The organism is Streptomyces sp. NPDC017991 (genome assembly GCF_044328075.1).
Lineage (GTDB): Bacteria > Actinomycetota > Actinomycetes > Streptomycetales > Streptomycetaceae > Streptomyces.
Map to the genome: position 1 here is coordinate 229,932 of NZ_JBIRGP010000003.1, position 23,522 is coordinate 253,453.

Sequence of the window (23,522 nt, forward strand, 5' to 3'; positions counted from 1 at the left end):
GCGACCGGGCATCTCGTGGTGGCTTTCGCGTGGACGAAGTGGGTACCCGACTCGGAGATGTCCAAGGAGGCAGAACCCTCGGCGGTGGCCGCGAAATCCTTCCTTGTCGCAGCTCATGAAGGGGGAGGGGCCGGGCCGAGGGGCAGTTGGGGAACGGATGGGAGGCGGTTCGGGGAAGCATTGCTTCCAGGAGGGGCACCCGGGGCATCGGACGGTGGCCGGGTGGGGGACAATGGAGGCTCTGTCAGGGCGGGTTGCATGAGGGGACGCATGTCGGAGGCGGAGCAGGCGGGAGCATCCCGTCAGGACGATAGTGAGCGTCTCCTCGCCGGGCGGTACCGGTTGGGAGGAGTTCTCGGCCGCGGCGGCATGGGCACCGTGTGGCGGGCCGAGGACGAGACGCTGGGCCGCACGGTCGCCGTGAAGGAACTACGGCTGCCGCCGCGTATCGACGAGGACGAGAAGCGTCGACTGATCACACGGACCTTCCGCGAGGCCAAGGCCATCGCACGGATCCGCAACAACAGCGCGGTGACGGTCTTCGACGTGGTCGACGAGGACAACCGGCCGTGGATCGTGATGGAACTCGTCGAGGGCAAGTCCCTCGCCGAGGTGATCCGCGAGGACGGACTGCTCACGCCGAAGCGCGCGGCCGAGGTGGGTCTCGCCATTCTCGACGTGCTGCGCTCGGCGCACCGAGAGGGCATCCTGCACCGCGATGTGAAGCCGTCCAACGTGCTCATCGCCGAGGACGGCCGGGTCGTGCTCACGGACTTCGGTATCGCCCAGGTCGAGGGCGACCCGTCCATCACCTCGACCGGCATGCTGGTCGGCGCGCCCTCGTACATCTCGCCGGAGCGGGCGCGCGGCCACAAGCCGGGCCCCGCGGCCGACCTGTGGTCGCTGGGCGGCCTGTTGTACGCGGCGGTGGAAGGCGTGCCGCCGTACGACAAGGGATCCGCCATCGCGACGCTCACCGCGGTGATGACGGAACCGGTGGAGCAGCCGAAGAACGCGGGCCCGCTGGAGAACGTCATCTACGGGCTCCTCGTCAAGGACCCCGAGCAGCGCCTCGACGACGCCGGGGCACGGACGATGCTCACCGAGATCATCAGCACGCCCGAGCCCAAGGACGAGCCGGAGGCGGTGGACGCGACGAAGGTCGTGCCGTTGCCGGACCTCCCCTCCGGCCCCGGCAAGAAGGGGACTTCGGGCGGCAGGAAGAGTGAGGAGCCGGGCGACCGGCTGCGCGGGGCGCTGCGTTCCGTGCGCAAGGGCAAGGGTGCCGGGGCGGCCGGAGCCGCCGCCGCGGCCGGTACCGGAGTGGCCGCGGACCGGTCCGCGGAGTCTTCGGGCGGGAAGGCCGCCGCCTCGGCGTCGGCTCCCGCGGGTTCCGCGTCGCCCGCCGTGCCGCCGTCGTCCGCCTCGCCCTCCGGGTCGGGCGCCGCTTCCGGTACGAGGTCCGGGTCCACGGCCGCTGCCGCCGGTACCGCCGCGGGCGCCGGTGTGCCCGCTTCCGCGAAGAACCGGGACGCTGTCGCTTCGGGACTGAACTCCAGTGCGGAGGGCGGAAATCCGGGCGATTCCCGGGGCGGGTACTCGCGGGGCACGACGTCCAGGGCCCCGCTCACCGATGTGGTGTCCCGGCGGACGCTGGTCGTCATCGCCGTCGTCGTGGCGCTGGCCGTGCTCGGCACGATCCTCGCCGTCACGCTGGGTGGCGACGACGGGTCGGGCTCCAAGGAGAACAAGGGCGGCGACGACAAGTCGACGTCCAGTGGCGCGAACGCGGGAAGCGACACCAAACAGGACGAGAACAGCGGCACCGATTCGGACGACGACGACAAGGCGGACTCCTCCGGCGGGAGCGCGACGAAGGAGAGTTCGCCGAGCGCGAGCGCTTCCGGCGAGTCGAGCGGATCGGGTGGCTCGGGAGACGGCTCCAACAGCGGTTCGGGCAGCGGGGTCGAGTCGACGCACAAGGACGGGCAGGGGTTCTCGATCGGCCTGCCCAAGGGCTGGGCTTACCAGTCCACGAGTGCGGCCGGCGCCCGGTTCGCCGGACCCGACGGGCAGAAGCTGCTGGTCGGCTGGACCACGACGCCCAAGGACGACCCGGTGGCCGACTGGAAGAACCAGGAGGGGTTCATGCAGCGGTCGCAGTATCAGCGGATCCGAATAGAGAAGGTGGACTACCGCGGCTGGAACACGGCCGACTGGGAATTCACCTATGTGGACGGCGGTACGGAATACCGTTCCATAGACCGCGGCTTCGTCGTCAATGACAGTCAGGGATATGCGCTCATGTACACCGCGAAGGGCTCGAAATGGGACACCGGGCTTCGTAAAGACACGTGGCGCACGCTGACGAAGTCGTTCGAACCGAAGTCCTGAGGGGCACGGGACAACTGAGATCTCGTATCTCCTCATGATGGGTTGCCTCCGGCACGTATCGTGAGTGGTTGCGGACCGTACGCAGCCACAACTGCAGCCACAACGGGACGCATGGCGAACGGATTTGACCAACCGGGCGGCCGGGGGAGGCATCGTGGAGGACTATGCGGGACGGGTGCTCGCCGACCGCTACCGCCTGCCGCTCCCGCCGACGGACGAGTACGAGCTCGCCGAGTCCCGGGCCTGGGACACCTACAGCGGACAGGAAGTCCTGGTCCGGCAGGTGCCGTTGCCCGAGGTCGTCGAGGCGGAGGTGCTCGACGCGGACGGGCTGCCCGACGGGTTCGTGGCGCGGGACGGCGGCATGCGGGACCCCGGGACGCGGGACGGCGGGGTGCGGCGGCCGTCCGCGCGGACCACACGGCGGCCCACCGAGCCGGCCGTGCGACGGGCCATCGAGGCCGCCCAGGCCGCGGCGCAGATACCCGACCACCCCCGGCTCGACCAGGTCTTCGACGTGTTCGCCGAGGGCGGCTCGCTGTGGATAGTGAGCGAGCTGGTGCCCGCGCGGCAGCTCGCCGCGCTGCTCGCCGAGGGGCCGCTGAGCCCCTACCGGGCCGCCGAGGTGGCCGCCGACGTGCTGACCGCCCTGCGGGTGCTGCACGCGCACGGATGGGTGCACCGGAACATCACCGCGCGCACGGTGCTCGTCTGCGACGACGGCCGGGTGATGCTCACCGGACTTGCCTCGGGGGCCGCGGAGGAGGCGCTGTGCGGGTACGACCCGGTGCCGGCCGCCGAAGGCGAAGCCGGCACGGGCCGACCGGGTGGGCCCGGAACGGCGGGCGGCCCGGCAGGACAGGTGGGCCGGGCGGGACATACAGGTCAGACCGGTCCGACGGGTGCGGGCGGTTCGTCCGGGCAGGTGGATCGGCACGGGGGCGCGGTCGGACAGCTCGGCCGGTCAGGCACCCCGGGCCGCGCCGTCGGACAGGCGGTGCCCGGAGCGCGTGGGCCGGACGGCGGCCGTGCCGCGGTCGAGGCCGCGCGCGGCGGCGGCGCGGGCGCGCTGTCCGTGCCCCAAACACATGCTCAAGCGCATGCCCAAGCGCAGACACAGGCACAGGCCCAGACTCAGGCCCAGGGCCGCACACAGGCTCAGGCGCACGCCTCCGACATGGCGCAGCGGGCGCTGGACGCGGGTGGAGACGTACGGGCCGCGCGGGCCGGCGCCATCGCGGCCTACCGTGCGGGCGCGCGCGCGGCGGCCCGGGTGCAGGAGGAGGAGCGGGGCGGCGGGAACGCGGCGTTGCCCGCTCCGCGGTCGCTCCCCAGTGGGAGCGACCCGGAGGCCGGTCAGACCTCGGGGCCGATCTCGGGCCGGATAACCGGGCAAGGGGTGGAGCACACGTCGCCGCCGGGGCAGATCGCCGACCCGTACGGGGTGGGCGGGGTGGGGTTGCCGGGCGCGTGGCACGGTGCGGCGCCGCGCAGCGGGGGGCCGGCCGTCGGAAGCCCTGGACAGGACCGGACTCCCGCGCTCCCCGACAGCCGAACCGGCGGTCATGGCGGCAACGGCGGGATCGGTGGTACGACCGACGGCCGGGCGGCGGAGACCGTCGCGTACGGCGCCGGACACGCGCCGTCGGCCGACCACACCTCCGCGGCCCCCGGCGCGGGCGCGGAGTCCGGCACGGGTACGGGTACTGGTACTGGTACGGGCGGGGCTTCCACGCAGTGGAGCCAACCCGTCTCCGCCGCTGCCGCCACCCGGCGGGGCCCGGCGACCGCGCTGGCGGCGGAGCGGGCCCGGCAAACCCGGATGGCCGTCGTGGGACCCGTCACCGAGCGCTGGGCGCCCGAGCAGGCCGGACCCGTGCACGAGAACTGGCAGCTGGCGGCGCCGATCGGGCCCGCGACCGACCTGTGGGCGCTGGGCGCGCTGCTCTTCCGCGCCGTGCAGGGCCACGCGCCCTACCCCGAGGAGAGCACCGCCGAGCTGGTGCAGCTGGTGTGCGCGGAGCCGCCCGCGTTCGCGGAGGAGTGCGGTCCGCTGCGGCCGGTCGTGGAGTCACTGCTGCGCCAGGACCCCACCGAGCGACTGGACTTCGAGGAACTGCGGGGCTGGCTGCGCTCGCTGGTGCGGTCGGCGCCCGAGCCGGAGGCGGGCACCTTCGTCATAGCGGCCCCGCCGGTGGACCCCACCCGGCTTCCGGTCGTACGCCGTCGGGGCGAGCTGGTCCGCAGGCGTCGTGCGGGGCTGCCCGCGACCACCCCCCACGGCCGGCACAAGCGGGGCAAGCGGGGCAGGGAGGCCAAGCCCCGCCGGCTCGGCAGGACACTTCTCCTGCTGATCCTGCTCGCCATGGCCGCCGCCGTCGCGTACGCCGTGGCGTTCATGCCCAGGACCGGATCCGGCGGTGAGCGCACCGGTTCCGCGGGGGACGTCGTCGCCCCCACCCCTGGTCACTCCGGGGACACCGGCGCGGGGTCGGACGGGAACGCGAGCTCCGATCCGCAGGGCGAGAACGAGCCGAGTGGGAAGAACCCGAGCGGGAAGAGCAGCCCGACGCGCTCGTCCAGTTCGACGACCCAGACCACCGGCCCCGAGCTTCCGCAGGGGTTCACCCTGCGCAAGGACTCCGAGGGGTTCCGGGTGGCGGTCGCCAACGGCTGGGACCGGACGGGCAGGAACGGCCGCGGCCAGGTCGTCTACTCGCACGGAAAGTTCGAGCTGCTGGTCGTGCCCGGACGCGACACGACCGAGGAGTTCGGCAGCGATCCGATGACCTACCAGCGTGAGGACGAGCGCGAGTTGCAGCCGTTCCGCGACTCGACCTGGGCCACGTCCAGCGGGATGCGGCGGATCGACGTGGGCGGACGGGCCATGGCCGAGGGGCAGTTCACCTGGCAGGACTCCACGGGGAGCGAGGTCTACGTACGGAACCTCGTGGTCATCGCCGGCGGGAAGTACCACGTGCTGCAGTTGCGCGGTCCGGAGGCCGAGCGGGACGAGGTGACGCGGCTCTACGAGCAGGCGTCGTCGACGTACCAGATCACCGGTTGACGCCGTACCGGGTCACCGGTGACGACGTACCAGATCATCGGTGATGCCGTACCGGGTCACCGGTTGATGTGGTGTCATCACACCCTGCAGCGAGGGGCCTTGTGCGGCCGTGACACCGGTTCGCCGCCAACGCCCCATCACCGGGCGGCAACCGCTCGTTCATACCCGTGGGGTCCGTCACAGTGCTGTCCCCGTAGCACCCCGCCGGTTCCCTGGGTGCGTGTCGGTCCTTAGTCTGACCCTGTCAAGAGCATTGCGGGGAAACGTGAATCAGATGCAGGGCCTGCTTCTCGCAGGCCGCTACCGGCTCGCCGACTCCATCGGCAGTGGCGGCATGGGCCGGGTATGGCGTGCGCGCGACGAAGTGCTGCACCGCGCCGTCGCGATCAAGGAGCTGACGGCCGCGCTCTACGTGTCCGAGAGCGAGCAGGCCGTCCTCCTCGCGAGAACCCGGGCCGAGGCCAGGGCCGCCGCGCGCATCAACCACTCGGCCGTCGTCACCGTGCACGACGTACTGGAACACGACGGCCGCCCGTGGATCGTCATGGAACTGGTCGAGGGCGGCTCGCTCGCCGACGCCGTCAAGGACGCGGGACGCATCGAGCCCAGGGAGGCGGCCCGGGTCGGGCTGTGGGTCCTGCGCGCTCTGCGGGCCGCGCACTCCGCCGGCGTACTGCACCGCGACGTCAAACCCGGCAACGTACTGATCTCCCACGACCGGCGCGTGCTGCTCACCGACTTCGGGATCGCCCAGGTCGAGGGGGATACGACGATCACCCGTACCGGCGAGATAGTCGGGTCGGTCGACTATCTGGCGCCGGAACGCATCCGCGGCCAGGACCCGGGACCGTCCGCCGACCTGTGGGCGCTCGGCGCGACGCTCTACACGGCCGTCGAGGGCAGGTCGCCGTTCCGGCGGACGACACCGCTGACGACCATGCAGGCCGTCGTCGGCGAGGACCCCGACGCCCCGGAGCACGCGGGCCCGCTCACCCCCGTCATCACCGCCCTGCTGCGCAAGGACCCCGCCGAGCGGCCCGGTCCCGAAGAGGCCGAGCAGATGCTCGCCGAGGCCGCGGAGGGGCGGACGCCCCATGCGGCGCATGCCTATGTGCCGACGCAACATGGGGACAACGCGCGGGACCCCCGGGGGACGTACGGCCAGGGACTGCCGGGCGCGTACGGACCCGCGCAGGCCGCCGCCGCTCCCGGGTCCGAGGACGCCACCCACGCCGTCGCCCATGGGTCGCACGGCCCCAACGGGCCCGAGAGCGGCCAGTATCCGCAGGGACCCTACGGCGGCCCGGACGGCCGCGAGACCTACGGCGGTCACGGTCGGCCCGCTCCCGACCCGGCCGTCGCCACCGCGAACCAGCCGGCGGTGGTGGGCGGACCCCGGCGGAGACGGTTCCGTACCGTCGCCGCGGTCGTGCTGGCGGCGGCGCTCGTCGGCGGCGGTGGTGTCGCGGCGATGCTGCTGGCTGACGGCTGGGGGGACGACGACGCGTCGAAGTCCTCGAACCACTCCACGTCTCCTGAGACTCCGTCCCCCTCGGGCACGGGCGGTGAGGACGACGGAAAGCAGACCGAGGCGGCCCAGACCGGTGACGTACCCGACGGCTGGGCGCGTGTCGACGACCCCGAGGGTTTCAGCCTCGTACTGCCCGAGGGCTGGAAGCGGCAGGTCGAGGGCACGCAGGTCGACTACACGCCCGACGCCGGCGAGCACTTCGTACGCATCGCCGTGGACGAGTCGCCGGACTTCGACAACCCGTACCGGCATCTCGTCGACCTCGAACAGCAGATTTCGGGGCGGCTGAGCGAGTATCAGCAGGTCGGTCTGGAGTCCAACACCTTCCGTGACCGCCCGGGGGCGCTGTGGGACTTCACCTGGACCGCGCTGGGCAAGGACACGGAGTTTCCCGGGCCGCGCCGGGCCATCGAACAGTCGTATCTCGGCCGTGACGGTGTCGAGTACGTGATCTACATGTCCGCGCCTGCGGCTGACTGGGAGACTGCGCGGGAGCAGTTCGACACGGTTTTGCGGGGGTGGCGGCCGCCGGTCTCGTAGTGCGGGCGCGCCCCTGCGGGGTGGCCTCCGGGGCGGCCTGCAGGGTGTCCTGCGGGGGGTTCGTCGGCTGCGGGTCGGTGGGGGCTGGTCGCGCCGTTCCCCGCGCCCCTGAAAGATTGCGCAGTTCCCCGCGCCCCCAAGAAGGCTGCGCAGTTCCCCGCGCCCCCATGAAGGCTGCGCCGTTCCCTGTGCGGACTAGGGCGTGTCCTGCACGCCCCAGCTCGGTCCGGCTCAGCTTCCGGTCATGGTGATGACCAGTTTGCCGCCCTTCGGGCGCTGCTCGCGTTCCAGCTCCGTCAGGGCGGAGATCGCCTCGGCCAACGGGACCGTACGGGCGATGGGCAGGCGCAGGGTCCGGGCCACCTCCTCCATGTCGGCGGTCACCGGCCGGCCCATCATCGCCCGGAACGGTCCGGGCAGTGCGCTCCTGATCATTTTGACCGCGGTCGGGACGATGTCGACGATGGTTCCGCCGGGCCTCAGCAGCGTTCGGGCCGCGGCGAAGGGAAGCATGCCGGGCGTGTCGAAAACGAGGTCGAACCGTCCCGCGAGGGCGGCCGGGTCGAAGCCGAAACCCACAACCGGCTCGACGCCGAGCTCGTGGGCCTCGTCGGCCGCAGGGTTGCGGCAGCTGCCGGCGACCGAGGCTCCCCGCGCCCGGGCGAACTGGACGGCGGCCCGGCCCACCCCGCCCAGGCACCCGTTGACGAAGACCGCCTGCCCGGGCCGGACCTCCGCCGTGGCCTGGTAGGCGGTCACGCCCACGGTCGGCAGGGCGGCGGCCTGCTCGTACGAAAGGTCCACCGGTTTGAGCACGACCGACTTCTCCGGGGCCGTCACCATCTCGGCGAACGCCCCCGCCTGCCGGAACCGAGCCCCGCCGAGTACCGCGTCGCCGGCCTTCAGGCGGGTGACGCCGGCGCCGACCGCCTCGACGACTCCGGCGAAGTCGTGCCCCATCGCCCGGGGGAAGGAGCGGCCGGTCATCAGCTTCATCTCGCCGTTGCGCATCTTCCAGTCCAGCGGGTTGGAAGCCGCCGCCCGGACGCGGACGAGAACCTCATCCGGACCCGGGCGCGGTGGCTCGAACTCAGCGAGCCGCATCATCTCCGGGCCGCCGTAGCGGTCGTACTGAAGGCGCTTCACGAGGCGTACTCGTTCGAGATCTCGGTGGCGTAGTTCTTCCAGAGCGGTTGCATGGTCTCGGCGTTGACCGGCTGCCCGGAATCGATCATGGCCTTGAAGTCGCGGAAGTACTGCACATACAGGTCCGGCGTGAAGGTGTTCAGCATGACCGCGTTCTCGTCGCCGACGTTGGCGAACGTGTGCGGCGCCCCGGTCGGCACGATGACCCAGGTGCCCGGCCCGGCGTCGTACTGGTCCTCGCCGACGGTGAACCGGAAAGTTCCCGCCAGCACGTAGAAGCCCTCGTCATGCTGGGCGTGGCGATGCTGCAACGGGCTCGGGGTGCCCGGCGGAATGGTGACCTCGGCGAACCCCAGCCGGTGGTCGGTGTGCTCACCGTTCTCCAGGATGCGGATCTGCTGCGCTCCGCTGCCGAGGATCTCGCCCTCACCGGGGCGGACGATGTTTACCTTCGCCACGACTTCTCCTCTTGCTACTGCTTGCCTTGGTCATCACCATCCTTGTCCGGGCCGGCTGTGCGCGTCTTGGCCGTCCGTGCGCGGTTGCTGGTTACCAGCGCACGGGCGTTGTAGCCGTACGTCGCCTTGAAGAGCTTGCTGAAATGGGTGGGATCGGAGAATCCCCACCGGGCGGCCACGGCGGTGACCGTACGTCCGCTTCCGGTCAGCTCGGCCCGGCAGCGCTCCAGGCGGCGACGGCGGATCAGGGCCGCGACGGTGAGCGGCTGGTCCTCGAACAGCTTGTGCAGCCGGCGTACGGACATGTGGTGGGCGGCGGCGATGCCGGGCGGGGACAGATCGCGATCGGCCAGCCGGGCCTCGATGTAGCCGGCGACCCGGCTCCGCAGCCATTCGTCCGGGGCCGGTTGTTCGTCGCCGAGCCGGGCCTCCAGTGCGACCGCGATCAGCTCGACGACGGCCGCCGCCGACCGCAGCGCCTCCGCCTCGCGGAAGTCGGTCGCCGACCGCGCCGACTCCCGGGCCAGCACGGAGACGAGCGCGCCCGGGCCGTGGCTGCCGTCGATGCGTACGCCGATGAGCCGGTCGATCTGCGCGGGCCGGATCCGAAGCTCCCGGCGCGGAACCAGGATGGTGACGTGCGCCGCGGCGGTGCTCTCGAACCGGAGCGTACGCGTGGGATCGAGCAGTACCAGGTCGGTCGGCCCGAGTTCGGCGTCGCCGCGCCCTTGCTCGATCCGCGTCCGGCCCCGGGTCATCACCTTGATCGCCAGGTTCTCGCCGTCGGAGGCGTCGCGCTCCCGCCCGATGCAGGCGCTCTCGGGCGTGTCGAGGGAGACCAGCCGCAGCGGCCCGAGGTCACGGATGGCGATCCCGCCCCGGAAGCCGGCCCCGGCCAGCTTGTTGACCAGCGGCGGAAACCCGCTGGCGGCCAGCTCGTCCTGGAACGACTCAAGGTTGCCGATCACCGGTCGATGATAACGGCGACACTTCTGATCAGGCACGGTGCTCGGCGGGGGTCACAGCGGCGATGGACTTCGAGAGGTGTTCACGCTCGTCGGCGATCAACTGGTGTCCGCTGATCGACATCCACGCCGTTTGAACGGAGTCCCGGCTTCACCCACCTACCCACCTCGCCAGGCCGCGCGGACCACCGCTCGGAAATCGTCATCGCCGCCATCGTGGTACGGCTGCGTGCCGACCTACAGGACACGCCCTAGTCGGTTGTCGGCCAAGTGCTGTTGCGTGGGTCCGGAAGGGTTCCGTCCGTTGCGGCATGATGGGACGCATGGCGACCGAAGGGGAAAGACCGGAGGACAACGCCCGTGTCATCGCCGGGCGTTACCGCCTGGAAGCCAGAATCGGCCGCGGAGGCATGGGTGTCGTGTGGCGGGCCACGGACCAGTTGCTCGCCCGGCAGGTCGCGGTCAAGGAACTCGCCGTCGACAGTTCGCTCTCGGCGGCGGAGTCCCGGCTGCAGCGTGAACGCACCCTGCGCGAGGCACGCGCGATCGCGCAGTTGCGCCATCCGCACATCATCGTCGTGCACGACGTCGTCGAGCAGGACGAACGCCCGTACATCGTCATGGACCTCCTGGAAGGAGGTTCGCTCGCCGAGCGCATCTCCCGGTCCGGGCCCGTCGGCCCCGTCGAGGCGGCCCGGATGGGCATCGACCTTCTCAGCGCGCTGAGCAAGGCGCACGACGCCGGTGTCCTGCACCGCGACCTGAAGCCCGCGAACGTGCTCCTCAACCTGGACGGCATAGTCGTCCTCACCGACTTCGGCGTGGCGCAGGTCGCGGGCTCGACGACGCTCACCGAGAGCGGGTCGTTCGTGGGTTCGCCCGAGTACACCGCACCCGAGCGGATGTCGGGCGTCAGGACCGGTCCCGAGTCCGACCTGTGGTCGCTCGGCGCGCTGCTCTGCACGGCCCTGAGCGGCGAATCGCCGTTCCGCCGCGACTCGTTGGGCGGCACCCTGCACGCGGTGGTCGTCGACGACATACTTCCGCCCGCCGCCGCCGGGCCCCTGCTCCCCGTCGTACGGGGCCTGCTCGAACGCGATCCGGAGCGGCGGCTCGACGCGGTCGAGGCGGAGCGGCTGTTACGGGTCTTTCTGGACACGGGCCGTATGCCGCAGGTCCCGTCCGGCTACACGCCCTCGCGCCGGGACGTGTCGGGGCGGGACCCCGGCGCCTCGGTGCCGACGGTTCCGGAACCGGCCGTGCCGCACCCGCTGAGAGTCCCCTTCGCCGTCTCCTCGTCGATGCGCAACGTGCTGATCGCGGCGGCCCTCGTCGCGGCGATGGCGGTGGCGGGCGTGTCGGCTGCCGCGCTGCTGATGGGCGACGGCGACCACGTGCCGACACCGCCGGGAGGTTCGGTCTCCTCGTCCCGTACGGCCACCGGTCCCACGCCGAGTTCCGGTGCCACCGGGTCCCGGCCCACGGCCTCCGCCGACCGCACGGTGCCCACGGGATACCGTCTCGTCCGCGACGCGGCGGGCTTCTCGCTCGCCGTTCCCGTGGGTTTCACACGCGAGGCGCAGGGCGAGCGCGTCTACTACATGTCGGCCGGGAAGACCTTCCGCATCGGCGTCGAGGTGTCCGCACCGGAACAGGGCGGCCCGCTCGCGGTGATGGAACGCGCGGCCGAAAAGGGGCCCGACACCTACCCCGGGTACCGCGACGGCCGGGTCACCGGGACCACCCGCTCCGGGCGCCCCGCCGCGCTCTGGGAGTTCACCTGGGACGGCTTCAGCACGGCGGAGGGCGCGCGGCACATCTACGAACTGTGCTGGGAGGAGGGCGGCCGGATGTACGACGTACTGGTGTCGTCGCCGGTCGGCCAGGCGCGGGAGGCGCGGGAGTACTTCGACGTCGCGGTGGACACCGTGGCCCGTACGGGCTCATGAGCCGCATTTCACCGTAAAGCGTGCGCCGTGCGTCACGGGTCTGTGACTGGAAAGCGCCCAGGGTGGAGCGGAGGCGCCCGCCGCGATAAGGATGGACCCCATGAGCAGCAACGGGGGAGCCCCTTACGGACCCGACGAGCCGACGAGTTTCGGTCTGCAACCGCCAAGACCACCGGTCGCCGTGCCACACCCAGGGAATCCGTACGCCACGCCCACCGAGGTCGTGCCCGACGCCGTGCCCGACGCCGTACCCGAGGCTGTGCCGCAGCAGCAGGCGCATCCGGCACAGCAGGCGCACGCGGCGCAGCAGCCGCAAGCTGTGCGGCAGGCGCCGCACGATCCGGGCTCGGGTCGGCTCATCGCGGACCGGTACCGGCTGCTCGACAAGCTCGGCCACGGGGGCATGGGGACCGTGTGGCGGGCCAAGGACGAGACGGTGGACCGGGAGGTCGCGGTCAAGGAGCCGCGCATCCCCGATCATCTTCCCGAACGTGAACGAGCCAATGTCTCGGAGCGGATGCGCCGCGAGGCGCGCGCCGCGGCCCGGCTCGACCACCCGGCCGTCGTCAACGTCCACGACGTCGCCGTGGTCGACGGCCGGCCGTGGATCGTGATGGAACTGGTCCGGGGGCGCTCGCTCGGCGCCGCGCTCCAGGAGGGCACGCTCGGCGCGCGTGAGGCGGCGAGAATCGGCCTGGAGGTGCTCGGCGCGCTGGAGTCCGCGCACGCGGCGGGCATCCTGCACCGTGACGTCAAGCCGGACAACGTCCTGCTCGGCACGGGTGACCGGGTCGTCCTCACCGACTTCGGCATCGCCCAGATCGAGGGCGAGACGAATCTGACCGACACGGGCGGCTTCGTCGGCTCGCCCGAGTTCATCGCGCCCGAGAGAGTGCTGGGGCAGCGCCCGGGTCCGGCCTCCGACCTCTGGTCGCTTGGCGTGGTCCTGTACGCGGCCACGGAGGGCGTGTCGCCGTTCCGCCGCAGCAACACGCCCGCGACGCTCCAGTCCGTCCTCAACGCCACGCCGGCCCCGCCCAACGCGGCCACGGGACCGCTCGCCGAGGCCATCAACGGCCTCCTCGACAAGGACCCGAACCGCCGCCCGGACGCCGCGCGGGTGCGCGCCCTGCTGGAGCAGACCGTGCGACCGCCCCAGCCCGCGCCCACCCAGGTCGTCCAGGTGCCGGCGCCCGGCGGGGCGGGACCGGGTGGCAGGCCGCTCCGCGTCGGCCGCAAGGGATGGATCGGCCTCGGGGCCGTGGTCGTCGCGGCGGCGGTGGCCGCGTACCTGCTGGTCGCGGACCCGTTCGCCGGGCCGCTGCCGGACGGCTGGAGGAAGACCGACGTGAAGGCGCTGGGCGCGACGCTGGCGGTGCCGAAGGGCTACCGGAAGACCGTGCCCAAGCCCGACGCGCCCAAGGACGAGCACTGGGTGCGGTTCACCGACCTGAGCGGCACGCTGTGGATCAGCCTGTCGCTGGACAAGAAGGCCGAGGACACCTCGGGGAAGATCGCCGGGACCGCGTCGGCGGAGATGTACGAGGACGACGCGACGTACAAGCAGAGCGGCGAGTACGGGCTCGGTATGGACTCCGACCCCGTGCCCCGGAGCGATCCCAACGACGTCAAGTACAAGGACCGCAAGGCTGCCCGGAACACTGTCGTCTACTCCAGCACGGACACCGAGAATCCGCGTCCGCGGGAGATCCAGGTCCTGTACTACAGGACGACGTCGGGCGACATGTACAAGCTCATGATCGGTTACCCGGGCAAGGGTGATTTCACCGAGCGCGGACGGGCGGTCGCGGAGACGGCCATCGCGAACCTCGCCGTCGACAGGCTGTGACCCCCGCCGACGCCTTGCCGGTGCCGTGCCGGTGCCGGTGCCGTGCCGAGGCGTCAAGTGGGCGTCGGTAACGGCATACTGCTGCCTCGGGCCGTCGTCCGCCGGGTGCGGCCCGGTGGGGCCCGCCCGCGCAGTTCCCCGCGCCCCTGAAACCCTCCCGGGCCCCAGGCGCGCGAGGACCGGCGCAGGCTTCAGCGCTCAGGGGCGCGGGGAACGGCGCAGTCTTTCGTCTTTAGGGGCGCGGGGAACGGCGCAGTCTTTCGTCTTTAGGGGCGCGGGGAACGGCGCAATCCTTTGGCTTTAGGGGCGCAGGGACGGCGCGGACTTCCGCCCTCAGGGGCGCGGGGAACGGCGCAGTCTTGTGGCTTTTGGGGCGCGGGGAACTGCGCGGGCTTTTGAAAAGAGAGGCGGCAGGCGTGGGCCTGGATCTTGACGGGCGGGCGCATGCCCGACAGCGCTGGGCGGCACGCGGCGCCCTGACCGCCGCAGGCGCCGCGCTACTGCTGCCGCTCGCGTTCGGGGGAGTCGCAAGCCTCCTGCTCGTCGCGGTGGGCATCGTCGGCACAGCGGTGACCGTGGCCGCCCTGTGGTGGGTACTGACCCTCCGCGGACCGTCCCGCGCCGCAGCCGTGGCGCTGGCCGTCACGACACCCGCCGCCGTCGTCTGGTTCTTCGCCGCGGAGAACCTGCTCTGGGTCGTCATCGTGTCCCTGACCCTGTGGGCATTCGCCGTCTGGGCCGGGAAGTTCGCGCTCAGCAGCACCAAGTCGCACACGGTGAGCGTGCGGGAGCACCGGACGCCCGCCCCCACCAGCCCCTTCCTCATCATGAACCCGCGGTCCGGGGGCGGAAAGGTCGAGCGGTTCGGGCTGAGGGAGAAGGCCGAGAAGCTCGGGGCGCGGGTCCACCTCCTCGACCCCGAACGGCACGAGGACGTGACCGAACTCGCCCGGCGCGCCGTGGCGGACGGCGCCGATCTGCTCGGTGTCGCGGGCGGGGACGGTACGCAGGCGCTGGTCGCCGCCGTGGCCGCGGAGCACGGGATCCCGTTCCTCGTGGTCTGCGCCGGAACGCGGAACCACTTCGCCATGGACCTCGGGCTCGACCGGACCGATCCGGCGGCGAGCCTCGACGCCCTCACGGACGACGGCGTCGAACTCCACGTCGACCTCGGCTTCGTCGACACGTACCCCTTCGTCAACAACGCCTCGTTCGGGGCGTACGCGGTCGTCGTGCAGAGCCCCGAGTACCGGGACGACAAGGTCCGTACGACGCTGGAGCTGCTGCCCGAACTGCTCACGCACCAGCGGGGGCCGCGGCTGACCGCCCGCCTGGAGGAGCCGAGCACGGCGGCAGGTCCGGAGACGGGGGGTGCCACGGCGGCGACCGTCGTCGACGGGCCCCAGGCCCTCCTGGTGAGCAACAACCCCTACCGCATGGACGATCCGGCGGGCCTCGGCTACCGCGAGCGGCTGGAGTCCGGTGTGCTGGGTGTCCTGGGCGTCAGGGTCGAGAACGCCGCCGAGGCCGCCGGGCTGCTGCTGGGCAAGCACTCCACCGGGCTCACGGTGCTGACGGCCCGCGAGGTGGTCGTGGACGCCGACCGCCCCGAGATCGAGGTCGGCGTGGACGGCGAGGCCCTCATGCTGCCCACGCCGGTACGGTGCCGGATCGAGCCCGGTGCCCTGCGCGTACGCGTCCCGGGGAACCGGCCGGGCGTGCCGGAGACCAAGCCGCCCATGGACTGGCGCCGGCTGCGCAAACTCGCGGCGGCGGTGGGGCGTACGGCCCTGCCCAGACACCGGGCCCTGCCCCGCGAGGAGCCCCTGCCCGCGAACCGGACACCTCCCACGGCCTGACCCGCGGTGTACACGGCCCGAACATCGGCAAGCTCCGTCCCAGCGCGGTACTGAACATCGGCAAGCTCCGTCCCAGCCCGGTACTGAGGGGACACGAGCGATGATGGGGGGCGCCTGGTCGGTGGCCGCTACCGGCTGACCGAGCGCATCGGCTCGGGCGGCCTGGGCACCGCACGGCGGGCCACGGACGAACCCGTGGGGCGGGACGTCGCGGTCAAGGAGCCCCGGCTGCGTCCCGAGATCGATCCGTGACCCTCGGCTCCCCCTCCCCGGCACCGCGGGTCGGATTCCCGGACGCCCTGATCGTTGCCGGACAACCCCCTGATCAGGCCATTTACTGCCAGTGATCACTGGCGCCTTGTGTGTACTCGGTGAAACCCTGTTACCGACGGGTACCCAAAGAGCTCGGGCGGGCATACCCTGCGGCTCATGACGGACTCGCAGGCCCCGGCACAGGCCCCGGAAAAGACCGGTACCAACCCTCTCGCGCCCGCCCCCGAAGGCGCCCGCACGGCCGCTGACGTGGTCACGCCGGAGCTGATCGCCCAGCTCACCCGTGGCGTGGTCGGCTCGGGCCGCACCGCCAACCACACGCCGTTCACCGGCGAGAAGCTGGCCGACCTGCCCGAGTCCACCCCACAGGACGTGGAAGCGGCCTACGAGCGGGCGCGCGCCGCCCAGTTCCTCTGGGGCCAGACCCCGGTCAGGGAACGCGCCGCCGTCCTCCTCCGCTTCCACGACCTCGTGCTCGCCCGCCAGGCCGAAGTGCTGGACCTGATCCAGCTGGAGACCGGCAAGGCCCGCCTGCACGCCCACGAGGAGGTCCAGGCGGTCGCCGTCGCGGCCCGCCACTACGGCCGCCGCGCCCCCTTCTACCTGCGCCCCAAGCGGCACGCGGGCGCCATGCCGGCCCTCACCAAGGTCACCGAGCTGCGCCACCCGCGAGGTGTCGTCGGCCAGATCGCCCCCTGGAACTACCCGCTGGAGCTCTCCGTCGGCGACGCGCTGCCCGCCTTCGTCGCGGGCAACGCCGTGGTGATGAAGCCCGACACCGAGACCTGCCTGACCGCACTGTGGGCCCGTGACCTGCTCATCGAGGCGGGCCTTCCCGCCGACGTCTTCCAGGTCGTCCTCGGCGAGGGACCGGTCATCGGCCCGGAGGTCGTCAAGCACGCCGACTACGTCTCCTTCACCGGCTCCACCCGCACCGGCCGCGAGGTCGCCCAGGGCGCGGCGGCCCGGCTGGTCGGCGTCTCCCTCGAACTCGGCGGCAAGAACGCCATGCTGGTCCTTCAGGACGCCGACATCGACCGGGCGGCGGCCGGCGCGGTCCGCGCCTGCTTCTCGTCGGCCGGGCAGCTGTGCATCAGCATCGAGCGGCTGTACGTCCACGAGTCGGTCGCGGACACGTTCCTGGAGCGGTTCGCCGCACGCACCAGGGCGATGCGCCTCGGCACGTCCCTCGCGTACGGCGCCGAGATGGGCTCGCTGGTCGGCGAACGCCAGCTGGAGACCGTGACCCGGCACGTCGAGGAGGCCGTCGCCAAGGGTGCGACCGTCGTCGCCGGCGGTGTCGCGCGCCCGGACATCGGCCCGTACTTCTTCGAGCCGACCATCCTCGACGGCGTCGAGGCGCCGATGGCGGTCTGCGGCGAGGAGACCTTCGGCCCGGTCGTCTCGATCTACCGGTTCAAGGACGAGGACGAGGTGATCGCCTCCGCCAACGCGACGGCGTACGGCCTCAACTCGTCGGTCTGGACGAAGGACGGCCGTCGCGGCGCCGAGATCGCGGCCCGGCTGCGCACCGGAACGGTCAACATCAACGAGGGCTACGGGCCCGCGTACGGCAGCGTCCAGTCGCCGATGGGCGGCATGAAGGACTCCGGCCTCGGCCGCCGCCACGGCTCCGAGGGCATCCTCAAGTACACGGAGGCCCAGACGGTGGCCCGGCAACGCCTGCTGCCGATGGGCCCGTCCCTGGGCATGGACGACGAGAAGTACGCCCAGTTCATGAGCCGCAGCCTGAGGCTCATGAAGGCCCTCCGGTTCCGCTAGGAGCGCCTCGTCAGGAGCGCCCCGTCAAGGGGCGCGGGGAACTGCGCGAGCAACCACACACGACCCGCACGGACACTCAACGAGGAGCACACGTGCCTCAGGAAACGTACGACTACGACGTGATCGTTGTCGGATCGGGCTTCGGCGGATCCGTCACAGCCCTGCGCCTTACAGAAAAGGGCTACAACGTCGGCGTCCTGGAAGCCGGCCGCCGCTTCACCCGAGGCACACTGCCCAAGAACTCCTGGGACCTCAAGAACTACCTCTGGGCGCCGAAGCTCGGCATGTACGGCCTCCAGCGCATCCACCTGCTCGGCAACGTCATGGTGCTCGCCGGCGCCGGCGTGGGCGGCGGCTCCCTCAACTACGCCAACACCCTCTACGTACCCCCGAAGCCGTTCTTCGAGGATCCGCAGTGGAAGGACATCACCGACTGGCAGGCGGAGTTGAAGCCGTACTACGACCAGGCGCAGCGCATGCTCGGCGTACGGCTCAACCCGACCATGACCCCCTCGGACGTCCATCTGAAGGCGGCGGCCCAGCGGATGGGCGTGGGCGACACCTTCCACATGGCGCCGGTCGGTGTCTTCTTCGGTGACGGCGAGGACGCCGACAAGACCGTGAAGGCGCGGCCGGGGGAGACGGTCGACGACCCGTACTTCGGCGGCGCGGGCCCCGCCCGCAGCGCGTGCGCCGAGTGCGGCGAGTGCATGACGGGCTGCCGGCACGGCGCGAAGAACACCCTCAACGAGAACTACCTGTACCTCGCCGAGAAGGCGGGCGCGGTCGTCCACCCCCTGACGACCGTCGTGTCCGTCACGGACGACTCGCAGGGCGGCTTCGCCGTCTCGACGCTTCCCACGGACCGCGGGCGCAAGGGCGAGGGGCGCAAGGGACGTGTCCTCAAGGCCCGCCGAGTGGTCCTCGCCGCCGGCACGTACGGTACGCAGACCCTGCTGCACCGGATGAAGGACGGCGGCCAGCTGCCGTACCTGTCGAAGCGGCTGGGCGAGCTGACCCGTACGAACTCCGAGGCGCTGGTGGGCGCGCAGACCAGCGACCGCCGCTACCGCAAGGCCACCGGCGAGGCGAAGGTGGACTTCACCCGCGGTGTCGCCATCACGTCCTCGATCCACCCGGACGCCAACACGCACATCGAGCCCGTCCGTTACGGCAAGGGCTCCAACTCGATGGGCAGCCTGTCGATCCTCCAGGTTCCGTACACGGAGGGTTCGTCACGGGCGTTCGCCTGGCTGGTCAACGCGGTGAAGCACCCCACCCTCGTGGCGCGCTCGCTCTCCAACCGCCGCTGGTCGGAGCGGACCATCATCGGTCTGGTGATGCAGTCCCTCGACAACTCCCTGACGACCTACCTGAAGCCGAAGGGCGCGGGCAAGGGCCTGCTGACGGCACGCCAGGGGCACGGGGCCCCCAACCCGAAGCAGATCAGGACCGCTTCGGAGGGGGCCTCCGCGATAGCCGCCGAGATCAACGGCTTCGCGGGCTCGAACGTCGGCGAGCTGATGGGTACCCCGCTGACCGCCCACTTCCTGGGCGGCTGCCCGATCGGTGCCTCCGCCGACGAGGGCGTCATCGACCCCTACCACCGGTTGTACGGGCACCCGGGCATCTCCGTCGTCGACGGCGCCGCGGTCTCGGCGAACCTGGGCGTGAACCCGTCGCTGACCATCACCGCACAGGCCGAGCGCGCGATGTCGTACTGGCCCAACAAGGGGGAGGCGGACCCGCGTCCGGCGCCGGGTGCCGCGTACGAGCGCCTGAAACCGGTCGAGCCGCTCACCCCCGCGGTCCCGGCGGACGCTTTCGGCGCCCTGAAACTCCCGTTCCTCGGCATGCCGACGATCCCACCGAAGAAGTAACCGGGAAAAAGCAGTCAGGAAAAGACGAAGGACCTGCGCCCCCCTCCGAGCGCAGGTCCTTCGTCTTGTTGTGCATAGGGCAAGTCGGTCGAGCGTCACGCGCAGTAAGTCCTACGCGCTGTCAACGGGCCCGTCAGGGCCCCGTCGACGGGCGCGGGGAACTGCGCGACAAGCCCCCACCGGACCCGCAGCCCAATCCCCCCACACCCAGCGGCAGCTCTACGCGTCGGAGCCGGCCTTACGGCGACGAGCGACGACAACGGCCCCCACACCAGCGGCCAGCGCGACCCCGCCCACGAGCCCGATGGTCGGCAGCGCGGAGCTGGACCCGGTCTCGGCGAGGTTGCCGGTCACCTGCGGCGTGTTGGCCTTGTCCGGCGTCCGGTCGCTGACCGGCGCCTTGCCGCCTTCCTGCGGCTTCGTGTCGTTGGTGTCCGTGCCGGCGGCGACGATCCGGAACTTGTACGCGACCTCACCGAAGCCGGTGCACTCCGCGTCGTCGTCACCGTAGATCGTCGCGCCGAGCGAGAAGCCCGCGCCGACCGGCGCGGTGGACTTCACGTTGATACGCAGCGGGACGTGGACCTCGTAGTCGGGCTTGAGCTCGTCGGTGTAGCCGACGAAACCGACCGCGTAACCCTCTTCGTCGAGGTTCTCCCAGACCTTGGCGTCCGGGTTCCAGGCCTGGAGCTGCACCTGCTTGCTCTTGAAGAGGTCCGTGCCGTCCACGTCGGACGAGGCGCCGGCGAGGAAGTCGAGGTCCTGGAGCGTCGAGTCGGAGGAATTCAGGACGTTCAGCGAGAACTTGTGCCAGCCGGTGCCCACGGCGATCTTGCCGGGCAGGCCGGTGATGCTGACGTCGACCTTGGTGTCCTCGCACACGGACGGCTCGGGATCCGGGGTCTCCGACTCCCCGGGCGGGGTGGTGCTCGGCGCCGGGCTGGTCGCCGGCGGGGTCGAGGTCGGCGTACCCGCGGGGGTGGTGGAGGTCGGCGGCGTCGTCGTGGGCGTCGCGGCGGGCGGCGTCGTCCCGGCGGTCTCGGTCTCCGTCGCGCCCGGCGTCGCGGGCGCGGTCGTGGTCTCCGTCCCGGTGGGCGCGGGGTCGGTCGCGAAGGCGGCCGGGGCCGACAGCAGCGCGAGCGGGGCTATGACAGCCGTCGTGGCCGCAGCGGCCATGACACGGCGAAGCTTCATGAAGACCTCGGAAAGTCCGGTGCGCCGCGGTGTCACGGCACGAGATTCGGGAGGCCTCCGCGTGGCGGTCGCGGGTATGGCCGTTGGTTGCGTAAGAGAGACCTGTGACTCCCGTGAAGGGTTGTCCTCGAACTCACAGAATCCTTATGTGGGCTGGGTCACACACCGGGTCGACTTGTGAACTCCCGTGCCCACGCCCTAGAACTGACCCTCGGTCGACTGTCCAGTACGTCGATCAGCACGTCAGCCATGGGGGAGAGGCGCGAGCGTCGTGAGTGAGAAGCCGTCCGGTAAGTCACCCGAGGGCCCCGGGGAGTCCATACCGGACAACGTGTGGGAGCGGTTCGTCCAGGACAGCGAGCGGGACATCCGGATCTCGGAGGCGCCCAAGGAGCCGTCCGCGCGCGCCCGCATGGTGACCGAGCGGCTGCGCCGACAGGAGGCCCGCGGTGAACTGCCCCCGGCCTGGCGCGCGGACCCCGTCGGACAGGGGGCGAACGGGCGCAGAGCCCGGCGCCGCAAGATGTGGACGGTCCTCGGCATCCCGCTCGCCCTCGCGGTGGCCGTGGTGGCCATGAAACCGTCCCTGCTGCCGGGCGACCCCTTCGGCACGGACTCGGGCACGGGCCCGGGGGCGTCCCCGCAGACCGCGTCCACGCTCCCCGCGGAGACCGCGCCCGAGACCGCGGCTCCGGGATCCGCGCCAGGAACGCCCACCCCGGACGAGCCCTTCGCCGGCTCCCCGGCCGCCCGGTACGCCGACGGCGCCGCCGGGATCGTACTGCCGGAGGCGAAGCCGGTCGGCGCGTTCTCGAAGGACCAGGTCGCCGGGGCCCTGGAGCAGAGCAAGACCCTGCTCGTCGAGGCGAACCTCGACCGCGGGACGCTGTTCGGCGACGCCCCCGAGACCGTCCTCGGCAAGGTGCTCGACCCCGAACAGCCCGAACTGGTCGACGACCTGAGGTCCTGGCTGCGCAAGCCCGGCAAGGGGCACGATCCGCTGCGCTTCTTCAGCCGTTTCGACGGGGACGAGGTACGGCTCGTCGGTGACGTGGTCAAGACCCGTGGCCGTACGACGTTCGAGGCGGGCGAGGACGGGGCGCTGGACATCCACACCGACTACACCTTCGTCTACGCGCTGGCCCCGGCCGACCCGGACTCCACCGAGGTGGCCCGCACCATCGTCCGCCGTGTCATCGACCTGCGGCTCCTCGACCCCGCGAAGTACGAGGCCACGCCGGGCAGACTGGCGGTCATCAGGTACGACGACGACATCGCCAACTCCGCCTGCGACGTCCACGACGGTTTCCTGCACCCGCGGCTGACCTCCGGCGGACCGACGGGCGCGCCCCCGAGCGGGGCGGCGGTCGACCCGTACGACCGCAGCCGGGACATCGGAGACGACTCCGATGGCTCCGGTGGTTCCGGTGGCTCCGGCGACTCGGGCGAGGAGCCGTGTGGGACGGTGTCGCGGACATGATGACGAGAATGAGGATGAAGATCGCGCGCCCGCTGGTGGCCGCGTCGGCCGTCGCCGCCCTCGGCTGCGTCGCGGCGTGCGGCGGAGGCGGAGACGGCACCGCTCGGGACGGGAAGTCGTCGCGGTCGGCGGCGAGCGGACGAACGGCCGGCGGGGAGAGGACGAAGGCGCCCGCCGAGGGAAGCCAGGACGCCGAGGACCCGCGGGACACAGGGGCCCCGCAGGACACGCGCGACCCGCAGGACTCCTCGGGCGGCGGCGCGCGGAAGGGCGACGGGCCCCTGACCAAGGCGCAGTTGAAGAAGGCCGCGCTCGCGACGGGTGACGTCAAGGGCTTCGACATCGAGGAGTCGGAAGGGGCGGACCTCCTGGGTCAGACGGTCCCGGCGACCCCGTCGAAGTGCCAGCCGATCGCCGACATGTTCCTGTTCTCCGGCGACCCGGCCTCGCGGGCGGGAGTCAGCCGCGGTGCCGTGCCGAAGGACGAGACGAACGCCTCGGTGATCACGTTCGCCCTCCTCGCCCACAGGTCCGGCGAGGCCGACCAGGTGATCGACGGCCTGCGTACGGCGACCAGGGACTGCGCCGCGTACCGGCACGCCGACTACGACTACAAGGACGTGAAGGCACTGGCCGACCCCGGACTGGGTGACGAGTCCGTCGCGTTCAGGCTGGTCGCCTCGATCGAGGGGGCGCAGGTGCCCGCCGCGTACACGGTCGTCCGCGACGGTACGACGCTGGTGGCCTTCAGTTCGATGAACATGCTGGACGCGGACGAGATCGAGGTCCCGGCCAAGCTGGTCGAGGCACAGCTGGCCAAACTGGCGAAGACGACCGCCTAGCCCGCCGGGAGCCGGGAGCCAGGAGCCGGGACTCGGGACCGGGACGGGCGAAGGGCCCCGTGGGGCGATCCGCGGGGCCCTTCGTGGTCAGCACCGACGTCAGGGCAGCGCCGGTGCCTGGGGAGGCGGCGCCGGGGGGGGTAGCGCCGCTCATTGGCTTGTCCGCCGGTCTGCGTCCGGCGCACTGGGGGAGTGCGCGGTCTCGACCAATGGCGGTGGAGCGAGGGAGTACGGGTGTCGCTCGAGGACTCGGGGTGTTCCAGGCATCGTGCTCGACGGGCCGCGGCCTCCGCAACCGTTTCGACCGCCCTTG

Annotated in this window: 14 protein-coding genes; 10 read left to right on the forward strand and 4 right to left on the reverse strand. The window is 71.7% G+C overall.

The annotated features are described in order from the left end of the window. Positions 1-270 precede the first annotated feature (270 nt). From ACH4DZ_RS09560 to ACH4DZ_RS09570, 3 genes are all read left to right on the forward strand, one after another. Positions 271-2,394 carry a serine/threonine-protein kinase gene (locus tag ACH4DZ_RS09560; protein ID WP_398286424.1) on the forward strand — a complete coding sequence of 708 codons (2,124 nt, stop codon included), beginning with the start codon at positions 271-273 and terminating at the stop codon, positions 2,392-2,394. Between the two features lie 154 nt (positions 2,395-2,548). Then, positions 2,549-5,461 (forward strand): protein kinase, encoded by a 2,913-nt coding sequence (locus ACH4DZ_RS09565; RefSeq protein ID WP_398286425.1) that lies wholly within the window; start codon positions 2,549-2,551, stop codon positions 5,459-5,461. Positions 5,462-5,735: 274 nt separating this feature from the next. Further along, on the forward strand, positions 5,736-7,532 hold the full coding sequence (locus ACH4DZ_RS09570) for a serine/threonine-protein kinase (RefSeq protein WP_398286426.1): 1,797 nt from the start codon (positions 5,736-5,738) through the stop codon (positions 7,530-7,532). A 231-nt stretch (positions 7,533-7,763) separates the two neighbouring features. Here the strand turns inward: ACH4DZ_RS09570 and ACH4DZ_RS09575 are convergent, their stop codons facing one another. From ACH4DZ_RS09575 to ACH4DZ_RS09585, 3 genes are read right to left on the reverse strand one after another with little or no spacing between them, the layout of a single operon-like run. Beyond that, on the reverse strand, positions 7,764-8,678 hold the full coding sequence (locus tag ACH4DZ_RS09575) for an NADP-dependent oxidoreductase (RefSeq protein WP_398286427.1): 915 nt from the start codon (positions 8,676-8,678) through the stop codon (positions 7,764-7,766). Further along, the gene (locus ACH4DZ_RS09580) at positions 8,675-9,136 is read right to left on the reverse strand and encodes a cupin domain-containing protein (protein WP_024494953.1); all 462 of its coding nucleotides are present in this window, start codon (positions 9,134-9,136) and stop codon (positions 8,675-8,677) included. The genes ACH4DZ_RS09575 and ACH4DZ_RS09580 overlap by 4 nt, the downstream gene beginning before the upstream one ends. 14 nt (positions 9,137-9,150) lie before the next feature. Then, positions 9,151-10,104: a helix-turn-helix domain-containing protein gene (locus ACH4DZ_RS09585; RefSeq protein WP_398286428.1), complete on the reverse strand. Its 954-nt coding sequence runs from the start codon at positions 10,102-10,104 to the stop codon at positions 9,151-9,153. Between the two features lie 320 nt (positions 10,105-10,424). Here ACH4DZ_RS09585 and ACH4DZ_RS09590 point away from each other — a divergent pair, with 320 nt between their 5' ends. From ACH4DZ_RS09590 to ACH4DZ_RS09610, 5 genes are all read left to right on the forward strand, one after another. Continuing rightward, positions 10,425-12,050, forward strand: coding sequence for a serine/threonine-protein kinase (locus tag ACH4DZ_RS09590; RefSeq protein ID WP_398286429.1), 1,626 nt, complete (start codon positions 10,425-10,427; stop codon positions 12,048-12,050). Positions 12,051-12,150: 100 nt separating this feature from the next. Beyond that, positions 12,151-13,899, forward strand: a complete 1,749-nt coding sequence (locus ACH4DZ_RS09595) for a serine/threonine-protein kinase (RefSeq protein ID WP_398286430.1) — start codon at positions 12,151-12,153, stop codon at positions 13,897-13,899. A 416-nt stretch (positions 13,900-14,315) separates the two neighbouring features. After that, positions 14,316-15,758: a diacylglycerol/lipid kinase family protein gene (locus ACH4DZ_RS09600; protein ID WP_398286431.1), complete on the forward strand. Its 1,443-nt coding sequence runs from the start codon at positions 14,316-14,318 to the stop codon at positions 15,756-15,758. Positions 15,759-16,187: 429 nt separating this feature from the next. Next, a complete protein-coding gene (locus ACH4DZ_RS09605) occupies positions 16,188-17,813 on the forward strand; it encodes a succinic semialdehyde dehydrogenase (RefSeq protein ID WP_398286432.1) in 1,626 nt (541 codons plus the stop codon). 92 nt (positions 17,814-17,905) lie between these two features. Further along, the gene (locus ACH4DZ_RS09610) at positions 17,906-19,693 is read left to right on the forward strand and encodes a GMC oxidoreductase (RefSeq protein WP_398286433.1); all 1,788 of its coding nucleotides are present in this window, start codon (positions 17,906-17,908) and stop codon (positions 19,691-19,693) included. A gap of 219 nt (positions 19,694-19,912) precedes the next feature. Here ACH4DZ_RS09610 and ACH4DZ_RS09615 read toward each other — a convergent pair whose 3' ends face one another. After that, positions 19,913-20,887, reverse strand: a complete 975-nt coding sequence (locus ACH4DZ_RS09615) for an LAETG motif-containing sortase-dependent surface protein (protein WP_398286434.1) — start codon at positions 20,885-20,887, stop codon at positions 19,913-19,915. A 271-nt stretch (positions 20,888-21,158) separates the two neighbouring features. Between ACH4DZ_RS09615 and ACH4DZ_RS09620 the strand changes: the two genes are divergently transcribed. Together ACH4DZ_RS09620 and ACH4DZ_RS09625 are read left to right on the forward strand one after the other, a co-directional pair. Then, positions 21,159-22,367: a hypothetical protein gene (locus ACH4DZ_RS09620; RefSeq protein WP_398286435.1), complete on the forward strand. Its 1,209-nt coding sequence runs from the start codon at positions 21,159-21,161 to the stop codon at positions 22,365-22,367. An 8-nt stretch (positions 22,368-22,375) separates the two neighbouring features. Next, on the forward strand, positions 22,376-23,209 hold the full coding sequence (locus tag ACH4DZ_RS09625; RefSeq protein WP_398286436.1) for a hypothetical protein: 834 nt from the start codon (positions 22,376-22,378) through the stop codon (positions 23,207-23,209). Positions 23,210-23,522 lie beyond the last annotated feature (313 nt).

Coding starts and splice junctions, on each gene's coding strand:
- ACH4DZ_RS09560 (WP_398286424.1), top strand. CDS start 271: ATGTCGGAGGCGGAGCAGGCGGGAGCATCCCGTCAGGACGATAGTGAG.
- ACH4DZ_RS09570 (WP_398286426.1), top strand. CDS start 5,736: ATGCAGGGCCTGCTTCTCGCAGGCCGCTACCGGCTCGCCGACTCCATC.
- ACH4DZ_RS09590 (WP_398286429.1), top strand. CDS start 10,425: ATGGCGACCGAAGGGGAAAGACCGGAGGACAACGCCCGTGTCATCGCC.
- ACH4DZ_RS09595 (WP_398286430.1), top strand. CDS start 12,151: ATGAGCAGCAACGGGGGAGCCCCTTACGGACCCGACGAGCCGACGAGT.
- ACH4DZ_RS09605 (WP_398286432.1), top strand. CDS start 16,188: ATGACGGACTCGCAGGCCCCGGCACAGGCCCCGGAAAAGACCGGTACC.
- ACH4DZ_RS09615 (WP_398286434.1), bottom strand. CDS start 20,887: ATGAAGCTTCGCCGTGTCATGGCCGCTGCGGCCACGACGGCTGTCATA.
- ACH4DZ_RS09625 (WP_398286436.1), top strand. CDS start 22,376: ATGAGGATGAAGATCGCGCGCCCGCTGGTGGCCGCGTCGGCCGTCGCC.